Below are 14,210 nucleotides of genomic sequence, written 5' to 3'. Positions count from 1 at the left end.
ATGGTATCTAATCAAACTTCAATGCCGGGTGATCCAGGCTTCAATAAATGGCCAATAATGATTGTTCTAATCTCCGGTGCGTTTGTTGCTATTTTGAATCAGACACTTTTAGCAACTGCTTTGCCACACATTATGGCGGATTTACAATTAGAGGCGAACGTCGCCCAGTGGCTACAGTCTATTTTTATGCTTGTAAATGGTATTATGATTCCAATCACAGCTTTTTTGATTGGTCGTTTTACTACTAGAGGGTTATTTCTTACCGCAATGGGGGTATTTGGATTCGGGACAATCATATGCGCTATAGCTCCCGGATTTGCTACATTAATGGTAGGTAGAGTTCTTCAAGCAGCTGGAGCAGGGATAATAATGCCACTAATGCAAACGATATTATTTCTAATTTTTCCTGTTGAAAAAAGAGGAGCTGCAATGGGAATGTTTGGACTGGTTATTTCGTTTGCACCAGCAATCGGACCAACTTTATCTGGTTATTTAGTCGAACATTTCCCTTGGAGAAGTTTATTCTACGTAGTTTTACCAATTATTTTCATCGATATTATTATCGCTTATTTCATCCTTAAAAATGTTACGAAACAAACATTTCCAAAGCTTGATATCCTATCGATTATTTTATCCTCATTAGGTTTCGGAGGACTATTATTCGGGTTTAGTACAGCTGGTGGAAGCGGATGGGTTAGTAGCGAAGTTATCATATCCATGATTGTTGGTGCTATAGCACTTACTTGGTTTATTTTGAGGCAATTAAAGCTTTCTCAACCAATACTGCAATTTAAAGTGTTCAAAAACAAAATATTCACCTTGACAACAATACTTGGTATGGTTGTGTTTATTGCCATGATCGGTGCATCAGTGGTACTTCCGTTACTCATGCAGAATATGCTTGGTTTCACTGCATTTGAATCTGGATTAATGCTATTGCCTGGAGCACTATTAATGGGTCTGATGAATCCGATAACTGGTAGATTGTTTGATAAATTCGGTGCCAGGTGGCTTTCCATTATTGGGCTGGCTATAATAGCGGTGACCACATTTATGTTTACAGACCTATCAACTGAAACAACATTTATGTATTTAACGGTTGTAAATGCTGTACGAATGTTTGGTGTGGCGATGGTAATGATGCCAGTCACAACAGCTGGATTAAACCAGTTACCTAACGATTTGATTCCACACGGAACTGCAATGAATAATACGATGCGCCAGATAGCCGGGGCGGTTGGAACGGCATTACTTGTTACGGTAATGATTAATAGCGCCATACCAAAACAGGGAACAAGTGGTTTGATTCATGGAGTAAATGTGTCGTTTGTAGTCGCAGGTGTTTTTGCAATAATAGGTTTGGTTTTAGCATTCTTTATTAAAACTCCCGACCCTGAAGCAGAAGCAACAGATTATAGTTAAAATAGATAAAAGAGTAGGCTGATAGCTATCAGTCTACTCTTTTTACGTGCTTATGAAAGTAAGTAAAAAATACCATACTGTTTACATGCCTATCTTTTTTACTGCGTTCGGTATTCAAGTTGCTGATATTTTTTATAAACAAATTTGAGCACAAAAGTCTAAAGTTGTTTTATGTCTAGTAAAACGGGGTATTGAAGTAACTCATTAGAGTTAATAAATCGTATAAAAATAGATAAAAGGAGTCTTGAAATATGTTTCTTAAGTTATTACCACATTCAGTCAAAAAATATTTTCTTATGTCAAAAAGACAACGTCGTCATGAACTTCAGCTAACTTTGTGGCGTACACCATTCTACTATATTTTAGCAACGTTTTTTCTCGTCGCTTTAACGCTTTATGTTGATGTTGGATTAGGATTGGCACAATATACAAATGACTTTTTTCAGGCTGGTTTTGATACTACACGCCTATTAATCAGTTCTTTAATTGGCGGTATCCTCACTCTTAGCGCATTTACATTAAACTCACTACTCGTTGTCCTGACCACATTTAGTGGTCAATTTTCTCCCAGATTGCTGCAAAACTTTGTTAAAGATAAACAAACCCAGCATGTATTGGGTATCTTTAATGGAAGTTTTGTTTTTGTACTTATTATGTTTCTTGTAATCAGTAGCCACCCGGTTGATTACTTTGTTGCTGTACCATTGGTAACAGCAGGAATAGCATTTATAACAGCGCTAACGTTTATTTATTTTATAAACCATGCAACTGCATGGATGCAGGTTCATAATATTACAGATGGTATGAAAAAGGTATCTGAGGATATCATTACAGGTTCACTTAAACAGGATTTGGAAAGTTATCGTGTGAAGGAACCCGGGGAATTATATAAGTCTTTAGAAACAAAAAAGAAATTTGTTAGATCACCAAAATCTGGCTATATCGAATTAATAGATTTTTATCCTTTAGTCGAACAGGCAAAAAAAGATAATATCATCATAAAGATGGAAACAAGAGTAGGTGGGTTTACACTAGTAGATAATCTGCTGTTCTCCTATTGGGGCCCAGGTGCTGAAAATATTAATGAAGAAAAGTATCGTGATATGATTGTTATCGGTCATAAGGAATTAGAAATTCAGGATCTTAAGCTGACGCTAAATAAGCTATCGGAAGTTGCCATAAAAGCTATGGGTAATGATGATCCTAAAACAGCAACAAACACTATTCATCAATTATCTGACTTACTACTGACGCTGGATAATCATATTACCTTCTCACCATACTTAGCTGATCCTGATAAACAGGTTAGGTTAATTACTAGTACAGATGATTTTGATTTTTACCTTTACCAGGGTTTTGGCACAATTCGCCACTACGCACAAAAAAACTATCCTATTATAACTGAGATGATAGCTTCCCTTGAAAAATTAGCCAAGTCAATTGATAGCTCAAGACATGAAGATTTATGGAAGTTTGCTAAAAATACAATTGATCATGTATATACGGAATTTATTTTTGATTTGGATCGGGATTTATTACTTAAAAAAGTATATGAGCTTGCTGAAGCAACTGATAATATAAAAGGATACTATGAAATTGAGGAACATTTAACTGGATCTAGATCAGATGGACATAATTAACGTACAGCTTATACTATTCTTCCCAATTATTTAGATAGCGGAATTGAAAAAAAGTGATCCTTAATCACAGATAATCCGTTAGCTTGGTAACAATAACTATGAAGGGAAGAATGAAATGGGTATGTTGCGTAATAAATTATTTCCTATAGGTCTATTTTTATTAATGTCAATAGCAGTTTTGACAGCTTGTGGATCAAGTGATACAAGCAATTCTTCTATAGAAAAGGAAAGTCAATCTGAAGAAAATACGGAAAAGCAGGAAGAGGAAAATAATAAATCAAAAGTTGAGCAGGAAGAGCCACAAGATGAAATGGAAGCTACTGAAATGAAGGGTGAGCAGGTGAACAAGGAAGTTGCCTCGAAGCTTTTAAAGGAAGGGGAAAGCGTGACGTATAGTTTCCCTAACGAAGGTGAATATCCGATCCATTGTGATCCACACCCAACTATGAAGATGATGATAATTGTTAAACAAGATGCTGAGACTTCTAAACAAGTGGAACTAGATATAGCTGATTACGAATATAGTAAAAAAGAGGTTATTATAGCTCCTGGAACTTCAATTATCTGGACGAATAAAGATCTTGCAGAACATAACGTGCATATTGAAATTAAATAGTAAGGTTAGTAATAAAACGGGTCTGCAAAAAGGACCCGTTTTTCTATTACTCAAAAAGCTGGCCAATATGAAGGGAATTATTGCCCTATGTCGAATAGTAGTAAAGTGGGTGCAATGCTGAAGGAGGATTAAATTGAAAAATTTCTCAGGGTATTTTTTTATAACATTATTGATAACTTTTATATTATTGGGAGTATATAAGTTGCAAAGCTATATTATGCAGCTTTCTCAGGAGGCGTTTGATGTTTGGCCATTTTTAATTTATGCGTTACTTTTAAACATTGGAATCGGTATAATATTTGGAATACCCGCATTAATAATAAGAATTAAAAACGGAAATATTAAAAGATTTAACTGCGCAAAATTCTTTGGAATTTGCACTCCAGCGTTAATTATAGCACTGCAACCGTTATTATCTTATGGACGGATACCTGTTATAAGAAATATCATACCAATTGAGTTCTGGGGTACGACTCTTTTAGAGATTAGCGCGATCATATTTGGTTATGTCTTAGTAGACTGTATTAGAACTAATTAGAATAATAGTAATAAAACACTGAACATGAAGTAACCTTTTGTAATGTATTCCGTCTATAAAAGAAACAGAGTAAATACGTTACAAGAGGAAAGGGGATGTCAGTTGTGAAAAAAATAGTACTAAGTATTTTCTTAATTAGTTTTTGGGTTTTAATGACAGCTTGCAATAATGATGAAGAAAGCAGTAAAGTTAGCGACAATGCAATTACTGAGGAAAGCACTGGCGAGGGGGAAGCTTCTGCTAATGTCGGAACTAATGATCTATCAGTAAAGCAACAGGAAGATAATACTGCTGAAGAAAGTAATGATGTAAAAGCAGCACAGGTGAATAGAAAAATTATTTATACTGCCCATCTTCAGATTCAGGTGAAGAACTATCAAAAAGCAGTCAATACGATTCAATCTCAAGTAACAGATCGAAGCGGATACATTGTTGAATCAAATATGTATGGAGATAAACAGGAAGGTTCTACGAGTGGTCAGATAACTGTTCGTATTCCCCAAGATCAGTTTCGTGAGTTTATTCAGTTAGTGGAAAAAGGAAGTAGCGAAGTTATTGAAAGTTCTATTTCTGGTCAAGACGTGACGGAAGAATATGTTGATTTGGAATCCCGCTTGAAATCTAAACGTGTGGTTGAAGAACGACTGCTTTCTTTCATGGAACAAGCAAAGAAAACAGAGGATTTGTTAACTATATCAGAAGACCTTGCAAATGTGCAGGGGGAGATTGAAGAAATTACAGGCCGAATGAAGTTTCTTCAGAATAAAGCTGATTTAGCATCTGTAACAATCAGTATTCAAGAAAAGAACATAAAAATTTCAGGAATAAGCGAAGATGAGTTAAACACTTGGGAAAAAACCAAACAACAATTTTTGAAAAGCATCAATTTTTTACTCTCAGCTTTTTCAGGCATATTTGTTTTTCTGGTTGGAAACTTACCAATCCTGGTTGTATTAGGAGTAATCGGTTTAATTGCTTATTTGGTTTTCAGGAAGACTAAGAAGAAGGATTAATTCTTAGCTGACATCAATATAGTGAGGTGATTGAAAATGAATATCCTACCTTATTCATCAGCGGTTTTCATTTTAATAATTGTTTTATTAATTATATTTATAGCGTTTAAAATTTTTATTAAGAAAGAACGTCCAGATAATTCATACACACCGTTTGACTATATAACAGGTCAAACAGGAGATGAATTTTATGAGGAGCAGGAGGAAAAAGAAGAAGACAATCCCTCAGATAAGTAATCAATTGAATATAGCAAATAAACCGAACGATTAAAAATGGATCGTTCGGTTTATTTGCTTCACATCGCTTTGTTATTTTAAAGCCTTCATTACCTCGGTTTTTAATTCCTCTTCGAATATTTTGGATAAATAGCTTGGCGCTGTTAAATACAATAGTCCATTACCTTCGAGCATAGGTGACATACCTAGCGGAACTGTTCTCCTGATTAATTGTGCATAGAGTTCAGGCTCTGATAATGTTCGGTCAAAATTCTTATTTGCTAAATTTTTGATTAGTGCAAGCGCACCAGATACATGTGGTGCAGACATGGATGTCCCGCTAAGAGTGGCATACTTGCCATCTTTGTAAGTGGAGAGAATGTTCTCACCAGGAGTAACCAGGTCAACCTCGTTGTTCGAATTGGAAAATTCTGAAGAGCGACGCTGAAAATTAACTGCTCCTACACTTATTACTTCATTGTAACTGCCAGGATAAGCCATTTCGTTTGTGGAATCATCTCCATCTCCTTCGTTTCCGGCAGCACAGACCACTAGAATATTATTACTGACTGCTTTTTTAATTGCTTCATGTAATTCTGCTTGATCATTTGGGCCTCCGAGTGACATTGAAATAATATCTACTTTTTGCTCAATAGCATAATGAATACCTTTGATAATCCAATCGTATTGTCCTGTACCATCTTTGTTAAGGACTTTTACAATTAATAAATTTGCTTCTGGTGCTACTCCGGTAACACCACTATCATTTTTACTTGCTGCTACAGTTCCAGAGACATGTGTACCATGTCCAGCGTAGTCATTAATTATAGTTGGATCACTGTCGTCATCATCACTAAAATTTTTACCTCCGATAATCCTGTCTGCTAAATCTGGATGATTTGAATCACAGCCTGTATCAAGAATTGCAACCTTTATTCCTTGTCCGGTGGTTTCGCCCCAAATTTCAGGAGCCTGGATAAGTTCAACGCCTTTTGGCACCTCTTCGTCTACTTGTTCTAACTCGTCAATTACTTTGTAAGGGATGACTTGCGCAACGTTCTCCATTTCATTTCCTCCTTAAAATTCTCACTATTTGTTAAATTATATTCTAACACTTCTGATTGATTCAAGACAGGTGCTTTAGTAGTAAAAAAAATCAATATTTCATTTAAAAACACATAGGTTTTAATGATATAATAGAAGATAACTATTCTTGTAAGGAGGCTATACATGAACTTTATTTCTATAGATTTTGAGACTGCAAATGAAAAGCGTTATAGTCCATGTGCGATTGGAATTGTGGTTGCTGATGAATCAGGAATTATTGATGAATTTTATAGTTTGATTAACCCACTAATGGATTTTAGTTCTTTTAACATAAGAGTTCATGGGATTCAGGAAAAGGACGTGGAAGATGCTCCTACATTTCCTGAATTATGGCCAAAGTTCGAATCCTATTTGACTAATAGTGTTGTTGTTGCACATAACGCCAGCTTTGACATGAGTGTACTTAGAAAAACCTTGGATTATTATAATCTTACATATCCTAAGATGGATTATCTGTGTACGGTTGAGATTTCGAAGAACATTTGGCCAAATCTAAGGAACCATCGATTAAATACGGTTGCAGAACATCATGGCATTCTATTTGAACATCACCATGCACTGGAGGATGCACGTGTAGCAGCGTTAGTTTTAATTGAAGCAATTAAAGAGCGTAAGGCGGACCATCTTGAGGATTTTGTTAAACTATGCAGCATGAAAAAAGGCCAGATTTTTGAACGTGGTTATGTTACCCCAAAAATTAATGCAAAAAAACGCAGAAGAAAAATGCATTTTTAAAGAGTGAAAATCTAAATATATTATAAAAAGGGATGGTATTAGTTGTTAAATAATTATTTCACTTTCAAATCTGCAGATAATTATTTTACTTTGTATTCCTTCCCGCACCTTTCTATGCTGGGCTTGGCTGTATTACTTGGAATAACTGTTTATGCTTTACGAAACAAAGAAAAGGCGCATTATATCAAGTTTATTATACTTGGTGGTTTAATCGTTTCAGAATTAACATTAAACATTTGGTATTTCTACAGTGGAGAATGGGATGCCGCATCCACCTTGCCGTTTCAGCTATGCTCTATTACATTATATTTAAGTGTTCTGATGTTACTGACAGGTAACTATCGATTATTTGAAGTGACCTATTTTCTTGGTATAGGCGGTGCTTTGCAGGCTCTCCTGACACCAGAGTTGTATTTTGGTTTTCCGCACTTTCGATTTTACCAATTTTTTATTGCACATATTTCCATTGTTTTAGCATCTTTTTATATGATATTTGTTCAAAGGAAGGCGCCAGTATTAAAATCAGTTTGGCGAGCATTGCTATGGATAAATGTGGTTGCGGGTACAGTTTTCTTAATTAACAAATTAACCGGTGGAAATTACATGTTTCTATCTGAAAAACCGGATAATCCAAGTATCCTGGATTACTTAGGTGATTATCCTTTCTACCTAATTTCTTTGGAAATCGCAGCAGTAGTGTTATTTTTAATTTTATATGTCCCATTTCCTCTCGTTCGTTATATTAAAAGTTCAACCTTCAAACACAGAAAATCATAATGAATCCAATAAACTCCTGTAGCACTTGAGATGTGGAGCTTAAATGCCTCTATTCCAACAATTGCTCCTAGTTCCTTTGTCGCATTTGATATAAACTGCGACGTAACATACCATTTTTACACTGTCTTTGATTACTGAAAAAGTTACATGAAACACGGCTTTAGTGGATCTGCGATCGCATCATCGAATTCACTTCGAGCACCTTAGGGCACGGCTTCAGCTTCCTCGGATAAGCAAAAACCGCTTTCCTGCTTAGATCTTCAGCTCGCGCTGTTCCCGCAGGAGTCTCGTGAATTTGACGATGCTTGGTTGAAGTGAAATAGTGTAATTTTAACATCTACCTCTTTTCAGAGTCAGAGGGCAAGTTTCTATTGTCTTCGAAAATGTAACCTATAATTTAATATCAGCCATACTGTGACTAGTGATTGGAAAGGATGGCAGTCGACTCCTGCGGGAGGAAAGGCATAGGTGAGACCCCGGGTGCGATGTGAAGTGACCCCGAAAAGTTGGACAGATTTTTCGTTAAGCTGCTTGTTGGGAAAGAGTTCGGTATTGAATCGGACTCTTTCCTTTTAATTTTGTTTTTATTCGTTTGTTATTATAGTAATCCATATATTCTACTAGCTCTTGTTTGAAGTGATCTATGCTTTCAAATTGGTTGAGATAAAGAAATTCAGATTTCATAATTCCGAAGAAATTTTCAATAACGGCGTTGTCATAACAGTTTCCTTTTCGTGACATACTTTGTGTGATGCCACGTTCCTCTAGAGCTTGGCGGTATTTTTTCATCTGGTAGTGCCACCCCTGATCCGAGTGGATAATCAGTTCATCATTATCCGTGATGCGCTCCAAAGACGCTTCTAACATGTCGGAGACTAGGGAGTAGGTTGGTCTAGAACCAATCGTGTAGGAGATAATTTCGCCATTAAATAAATCAAGAACAGGAGATAAGTAAAGTTTCTCTCCGAATAATTTAAATTCTGTAATGTCGGTCACCCATTTTTCATTTGGTTTTTCCGCCTTGAAATCGCGATTTAAGATATTGGGAGCAGTCTTACCAACTTTGCCCTTATACGAACGGTATTTCTTTATGCGAACAAGGCTTTTCAAGCCTAACGCCTTCATTAATCGCTGCACTTTTTTGTGATTCACTAGGTATCCCTTATTTGCTAATTCTAATTGAATGCGACGATAGCCATACCGTCCATCATGTTCATGATAAATCGATTGGATCAATGACTTTAATGTGGTATCTTTGTCAGCTCGATTAAATGTTTTTACCCAGTAGTAGTAGGTACTCCGCGGAATACCTGCCAACTTTATAAGTTTTTTTACCGCGAATTCGACCCTTAGTTCATAGACTACTTTCGCTTTGTCTTGTTTGGTGATTTTTCCTTGTTTTGAACTAAGGCTCTCAACTTTTTTAGATAGGCATTCTCCATACGCAAGTGTTCCAGTTCTTTTTGCATTTCCTCTATAGGATCCTTAGCAGGTTTTTCATTCTTCGAATTTTTCTTTTGATGTGCTGTCATATGGGGATTCCCCTTCCGTGTTGGTTTAAGGGCATCGAATCCACCAGTCTCCCACTTTTTCTTCCACTTCCGAACCATAGCAGGATCAGGAATGTGGAAGATCGCCGATGCCTCTCGAAGAGAGAAATTCTTCTCTTCAATAAACGTAATTATATCTAGCTTAAAGGCTGGCGTATAGTTTGTATAGGGAAATTGAAAAGCTTGATTTCCATGATACTCATATAATTTTACCCAATAGCGTAATACAGATTCGTCAATCCCGCTTTCTTTCGCTAAGCCCCGATAACTATAACTCTCTTTTATATAACGTTGCACAACATCGTGTTTTTCCTTCTCTGTCATCTTTCTCATCCAGGCACCTCCTATTGTTAATTGGGTGTCCAACTATAGGGGTGCACTGCAGATGGCACGAGGAGGCTCACCAGCCGCCCTAAGGTGCGCGACTGCCATCGGTGGAAATCACGTTGCTGTTATAATGTGGTTTAATTTCGGAGCAGTGTGGTTACTTCACAGTATAGAGATTTTGTGTAACTGCTACATCGCATTGCGGGCTTATTCAACTATTTTAACGAGTAACTACTTATTTTATACGAAAGTTGAATACGGAAGAAAACCCATTCGCTTTAAAGGGTTCCTTTAATGAAAAAAGAAGACTATCTAAAAATAGTCTTCTTTTTTAGCAGGTAAGAAAATAAAATACTTTCTTACTGCATAAGTGTAACTAAGGCATTCGCCATTAAGGCTAGGCGATAAGCCAAGTTTTCTAACATTTTCACTGAATTTCAACCTTGAATTATCCCGATATACAGTGATAAACAGTGGTAAGATGCTGTTTTCCCCTAATTAAAATTAAATGGAAACGCTTTCTCTCACTATCTGGACCATATACATACCAATATCCAAAAAACCCTTGAAACTTCATACACAGATGTTAAGATACAACAGTCAAAGAAATGAACGGAAGACAAAATAAAAGAGGATGATTTTATATGTTAAAACAAAAAACAATCGCATTTTTAGGTGCTGGAAATATGGCAGAAGCTATGATAGCTGGAATGATTCAAACAGAAAAAGTACCTGCAAACCAAATAATTGTTACAAACAGAAGTAATGAGGATCGATTAGTTGAAATGGAAAACAAGTATGGTGTACGAACTGAACTAATTACAAATCTACCTTACAAAGAGATTGACTTTTTTATACTAGCAATGAAACCAAAAGGAGCAGAAGACACACTTTCTGAAATGAAATACAAACTTGCTGATGACCAGGTAATAATCTCTGTGTTAGCAGGCATATCAACTTCTTATATGGAAGAACGTTTGAATAGCGGTCAGGAAGTAATTCGAGTGATGCCTAATACTTCAAGTATGATTCAGGAATCAGCTACGGCAATGTCGATTGGAGCTACTTCCAATGATGAAAATGCCAATGAAGTAAAGGAAATGCTTGGATGCATGGGTGAAGTATATGTAATAGAGGAAGAACAAATGGATGTATTCACTGGTATTGCAGGAAGTGGACCTGCGTATTTCTACTATTTAATGGAGCAAATGGAAAACATGGGTAAAGTTTGTGGCATGGACAGTGATGTCGCGCGGAAAATTGCTGCTCAAACAGTTTACGGTGCTGCCAAAATGGTGATGGAAAAAGATGAAACGCCATCAGAATTAATTGATAATATCGTTTCGCCAAATGGTACTACTGCTGCTGGTTTAAAAGCATTAAAAGAGCATAACGGGGGAGTAGCAATTTCCCAGGCAGTAAATAATGCTGCAAAACGATCGAAGGAAATTAGCAAAGAACTTGATAAAGTATTGGTATTGTCTTAAATTTAATCAATAGTACTAATGGAAGTGGGTAAGAGTGGAAGCACTCTTACCCATTTTTTATTTTCTAAATATAAAGCTTGTATTTCTGATTTATCTGAAATAAAATAAAAGAAAGAAAATTCAAATTAAATCAGGGGTGTTGTGTATGACAAAATTGCAAAAGGATTTTGAGCAACAATCCATCAAGTTGGATCGCGCAAGAAGAAACACTTTAGGTGATTTACTAGCCCGCACAAGAGACAGGGATCCAGATAAGCTAGCTATTACGTATCTAGAACACCGGTTAACATATGCTGAACTGGATGACATGGTAAACCAAACAGCACATGCTTTCCTGGAAAGAGGTATGCTGAAAGGTGATATGATTACTGTTTTGTCTAAGAACAGCTTGGATTTTGTTGTAGTCAATTTTGCATTGGCTCGTATAGGTGCTGTAATGATTCCGATAAATTATATGCTTTCAGTTGAGGATGTTAGCTACATAGTAGAGCATGCTGAAGTTAATGGTTTTATAGCGTCAGAAGAATTTGCAGAGGTCTTGGATGAATCAGCAGGTACACTAGAAATAAAACATCGTTATTTAATGGACCTTCCGGTTGATTTTAATACAAAAAAGAATATGGAGGATTGGGAGTTATTGTCTGTTCTTAGACAAGGTCAATCAACAAAATTTGTTGAGGGTGAACTTGCTGATGACGATCTTGCACATGTTTTATATACTAGCGGAACCGAGTCACGGCCAAAAGGAGTTATGCTAACGCATAAAAGCCTGATAAGTGAATATGTCAGTTGTATCATTGACGGTAAAATGGAAGCTCGGGACATAGCAATTCATGCACTGCCGCTATATCATAGTGCCCAGCTGCATGTGTTTTTAGGACCTGGTGTTTATGTCGGTTCCAGTGGAATTATTCTTGGAACTGCCAGTCCTGAAGTGATATTGAAAACAATAGAAGAAGAGAGTGCAACGCAATTATTTTGTCCGCCAACTGTGTGGATCGCACTATTGCGCCACCCTGATTTCAATAAAAGAGACTTATCATCACTGGAAAAATGTTATTATGGTGCGGCAATCATGCCACGTGAAATACTAAAGGAGCTTTCTGATCGATTGCCAAACGCGAAGTTTTGGAACTTTTATGGGCAAACTGAAGTAGCGCCGCTTGCAACTGCACTGCAACCTGAAGACCAACTGCGAAAATTAGGGTCAGCGGGAAAAGCTTCCTTAAATGTACAGACTAGAATAGTTGATGAAGAAGATAAAGAATTACCGCGTAATGTGATAGGTGAGATCGTTCATCGTACCCCCCATGTGATGAAAGGGTATTTACATGATCCAGAAAAGACCGCAGAAGCCTTTCGTGGTGGCTGGTTTCACAGCGGAGACCTTGGTGCAATGGATGAAGAAGGATATATCACAATTATTGATCGAAAGAAAGATATGATTAATACTGGTGGAGTCAATGTTTCCAGCAGAGAAGTCGAAGAAACAATTTACCAGTTGGACGGTGTGTCAGAGGTTGCTGTCATTAGTATACCTGATGCATATTGGATTGAAGCTGTCACTGCTGTAATCGTTCTTAAAGATAACGCAAGTGTAACAAAGGATGATGTTACTAACTTTTGTAAAAAAAAGTTGTCAACATTTAAAGTTCCAAAGTATGTTGAATTCGCAGATACTTTACCAAAAAATCCAAGTGGAAAAGTGCTGAAGCGTTCGTTGCGCGATCAATTCGATAAGCTTGGCGAGAGATAGAAATCTGTATAATTGATATTACTATTTGAAACACTACTACTGGAGGTGTTTTAAATGAGTGAGAAAAATGACTTATATAACAAGAAAAAAGTAAATTCAAGCATCAATCCTGCAGGCAACACAAAAGATGCAGAGAATCATAGACCGAACTCAGAACTGGAACATAAAGCTAAGAAGACAAATACAAAAAGATAATTTTGCAAAATGGGTGAAATTACTATTGTCATTTTAAATGTTAAGGTGTAAGATATTAATAAGCTACATTGTACGTATTTAATTAAGTTTTAACCTCTAACATTATAATAGGGAGTTTTATATAAGAACTGAAATGTCGTGCCTCCAAAGAGTGGAAGACAGGAAGGTTTTTGCAAACACCCACTTTGACGAGTGGTGGTTTAAAACTTTTTATTGATTATACGGCAATTGTGGCTTTTAACTTTAAAATGATTCAGACCAGCTTACTAAATGTGAGCTGGTCTTTTTATTGACCATAAAGGGATAAGTGATACTTGTCTATTCCAATAGGGAAAAAGTATTATCTTTTTGATCGAATTAACGTTATGATAAGTGAAAAGCTTATGCAAAGGGGTTTAATAACATGTCTTTTACTTATGTGGAAATTGACCATGTACAGTTAGCCGCACCTAAAGGTGGAGAACACGAGGCAAGAGAATTTTTCTCAGATCTACTTGGTTTTAAAGAAGTTGAAAAACCAGATTCCTTAAAGAAAAATGGTGGTTTATGGTTTATGACAGGAGCAATACGGCTACATATTGGGATAGAGGAACCATTCATACCAGCTAAAAAGGCACACCCTGCATTTCACGTTGAAAACATTGAGGAACTGAAAGATTATTTAAATGAAAAGAATGTACCGCTGCTAGTGGATGACAGATTACCTGGAGCCAATCGTTTTTATTTAGAAGATCCGTTTGGAAACAGACTTGAATTTCTGGAGTGGAAAATATAACTGGATAATATGAAAAGCCCCGTCGCTACTTTTGACGGGGCTTTAGTTAGTTAATT

General features: G+C 36.5%; 14 protein-coding genes and 1 other RNA gene. 13 read left to right on the top strand and 2 right to left on the bottom strand.

Annotated elements, in window-relative coordinates:
- The 6 genes from VBD025_RS17980 to VBD025_RS17955 all read left to right on the top strand — a co-directional run bounded on the left by VBD025_RS17980 (position 1) and on the right by VBD025_RS17955 (position 5,466).
- A complete protein-coding gene (locus VBD025_RS17980) occupies positions 1 to 1,422 on the top strand; it encodes an MDR family MFS transporter (RefSeq protein WP_430788015.1) in 1,422 nt (473 codons plus the stop codon).
- A 251-nt stretch (positions 1,423 to 1,673) separates the two neighbouring features.
- The gene (locus VBD025_RS17975; RefSeq protein WP_430788013.1) at positions 1,674 to 3,062 is read left to right on the top strand and encodes a DUF2254 domain-containing protein; all 1,389 of its coding nucleotides are present in this window, start codon (positions 1,674 to 1,676) and stop codon (positions 3,060 to 3,062) included.
- A 163-nt stretch (positions 3,063 to 3,225) separates the two neighbouring features.
- Complete coding sequence (locus tag VBD025_RS17970; protein ID WP_430788011.1) at positions 3,226 to 3,678, top strand: plastocyanin/azurin family copper-binding protein; 453 nt, start codon at positions 3,226 to 3,228, stop codon at positions 3,676 to 3,678.
- Positions 3,679 to 3,811: 133 nt separating this feature from the next.
- Positions 3,812 to 4,216: a hypothetical protein gene (locus VBD025_RS17965; protein ID WP_430788009.1), complete on the top strand. Its 405-nt coding sequence runs from the start codon at positions 3,812 to 3,814 to the stop codon at positions 4,214 to 4,216.
- A gap of 104 nt (positions 4,217 to 4,320) precedes the next feature.
- Positions 4,321 to 5,229, top strand: coding sequence for a DUF4349 domain-containing protein (locus VBD025_RS17960; RefSeq protein WP_430788007.1), 909 nt, complete (start codon positions 4,321 to 4,323; stop codon positions 5,227 to 5,229).
- A gap of 36 nt (positions 5,230 to 5,265) precedes the next feature.
- Entirely contained in the window at positions 5,266 to 5,466 is a 201-nt protein-coding gene (locus tag VBD025_RS17955) for a DUF3951 domain-containing protein (RefSeq protein WP_430788005.1), read from the top strand.
- A 72-nt stretch (positions 5,467 to 5,538) separates the two neighbouring features.
- Here VBD025_RS17955 and VBD025_RS17950 read toward each other — a convergent pair whose 3' ends face one another.
- Positions 5,539 to 6,510, bottom strand: a complete 972-nt coding sequence (locus tag VBD025_RS17950; RefSeq protein ID WP_430788003.1) for a S8 family peptidase — start codon at positions 6,508 to 6,510, stop codon at positions 5,539 to 5,541.
- A 165-nt stretch (positions 6,511 to 6,675) separates the two neighbouring features.
- On the opposite strand from VBD025_RS17950, the gene VBD025_RS17945 reads away from it, so the two are divergent.
- Complete coding sequence (locus VBD025_RS17945) at positions 6,676 to 7,287, top strand: 3'-5' exonuclease (RefSeq protein WP_430788001.1); 612 nt, start codon at positions 6,676 to 6,678, stop codon at positions 7,285 to 7,287.
- A gap of 42 nt (positions 7,288 to 7,329) precedes the next feature.
- A complete protein-coding gene (locus VBD025_RS17940) occupies positions 7,330 to 8,064 on the top strand; it encodes a TIGR02206 family membrane protein (protein WP_430787999.1) in 735 nt (244 codons plus the stop codon).
- Between the two features lie 522 nt (positions 8,065 to 8,586).
- Here VBD025_RS17940 and VBD025_RS17935 read toward each other — a convergent pair.
- A protein-coding gene (locus tag VBD025_RS17935; RefSeq protein ID WP_430787785.1) for an IS3 family transposase occupies positions 8,587 to 9,947 on the bottom strand; the annotation gives its coding sequence in 2 pieces (ribosomal slippage) (positions 8,587 to 9,491 and positions 9,491 to 9,947; 1,362 coding nt in all).
- 638 nt (positions 9,948 to 10,585) lie between these two features.
- On the opposite strand from VBD025_RS17935, the gene proC reads away from it, so the two are divergent.
- The 5 genes from proC (at position 10,586) to VBD025_RS17910 (ending at position 14,154) form a co-directional block, all read left to right on the top strand.
- Positions 10,586 to 11,428, top strand: coding sequence for a pyrroline-5-carboxylate reductase (gene proC, locus VBD025_RS17930; RefSeq protein ID WP_430787997.1), 843 nt, complete (start codon positions 10,586 to 10,588; stop codon positions 11,426 to 11,428).
- Positions 11,429 to 11,573: 145 nt separating this feature from the next.
- Positions 11,574 to 13,184 carry a fatty acyl-CoA synthetase gene (locus VBD025_RS17925; RefSeq protein ID WP_430787995.1) on the top strand — a complete coding sequence of 537 codons (1,611 nt, stop codon included), beginning with the start codon at positions 11,574 to 11,576 and terminating at the stop codon, positions 13,182 to 13,184.
- Positions 13,185 to 13,238: 54 nt separating this feature from the next.
- Positions 13,239 to 13,379 carry a small, acid-soluble spore protein L gene (locus VBD025_RS17920; protein ID WP_430787993.1) on the top strand — a complete coding sequence of 47 codons (141 nt, stop codon included), beginning with the start codon at positions 13,239 to 13,241 and terminating at the stop codon, positions 13,377 to 13,379.
- 57 nt (positions 13,380 to 13,436) lie between these two features.
- Positions 13,437 to 13,620, top strand: a non-coding RNA gene (ssrS, locus tag VBD025_RS17915) — 6S RNA.
- 162 nt (positions 13,621 to 13,782) lie between these two features.
- Positions 13,783 to 14,154, top strand: coding sequence for a VOC family protein (locus tag VBD025_RS17910; RefSeq protein WP_430787991.1), 372 nt, complete (start codon positions 13,783 to 13,785; stop codon positions 14,152 to 14,154).
- Positions 14,155 to 14,210: the final 56 nt, after the last annotated feature.

Source organism: Virgibacillus flavescens (genome assembly GCF_050574275.1).
Taxonomy (GTDB): Bacteria; Bacillota; Bacilli; order Bacillales; family Amphibacillaceae; genus Virgibacillus_F; species Virgibacillus_F flavescens.
The sequence above is the reverse complement of the archived record's forward strand: the minus strand, read 5'-3'. Positions and strand labels throughout refer to the sequence as shown.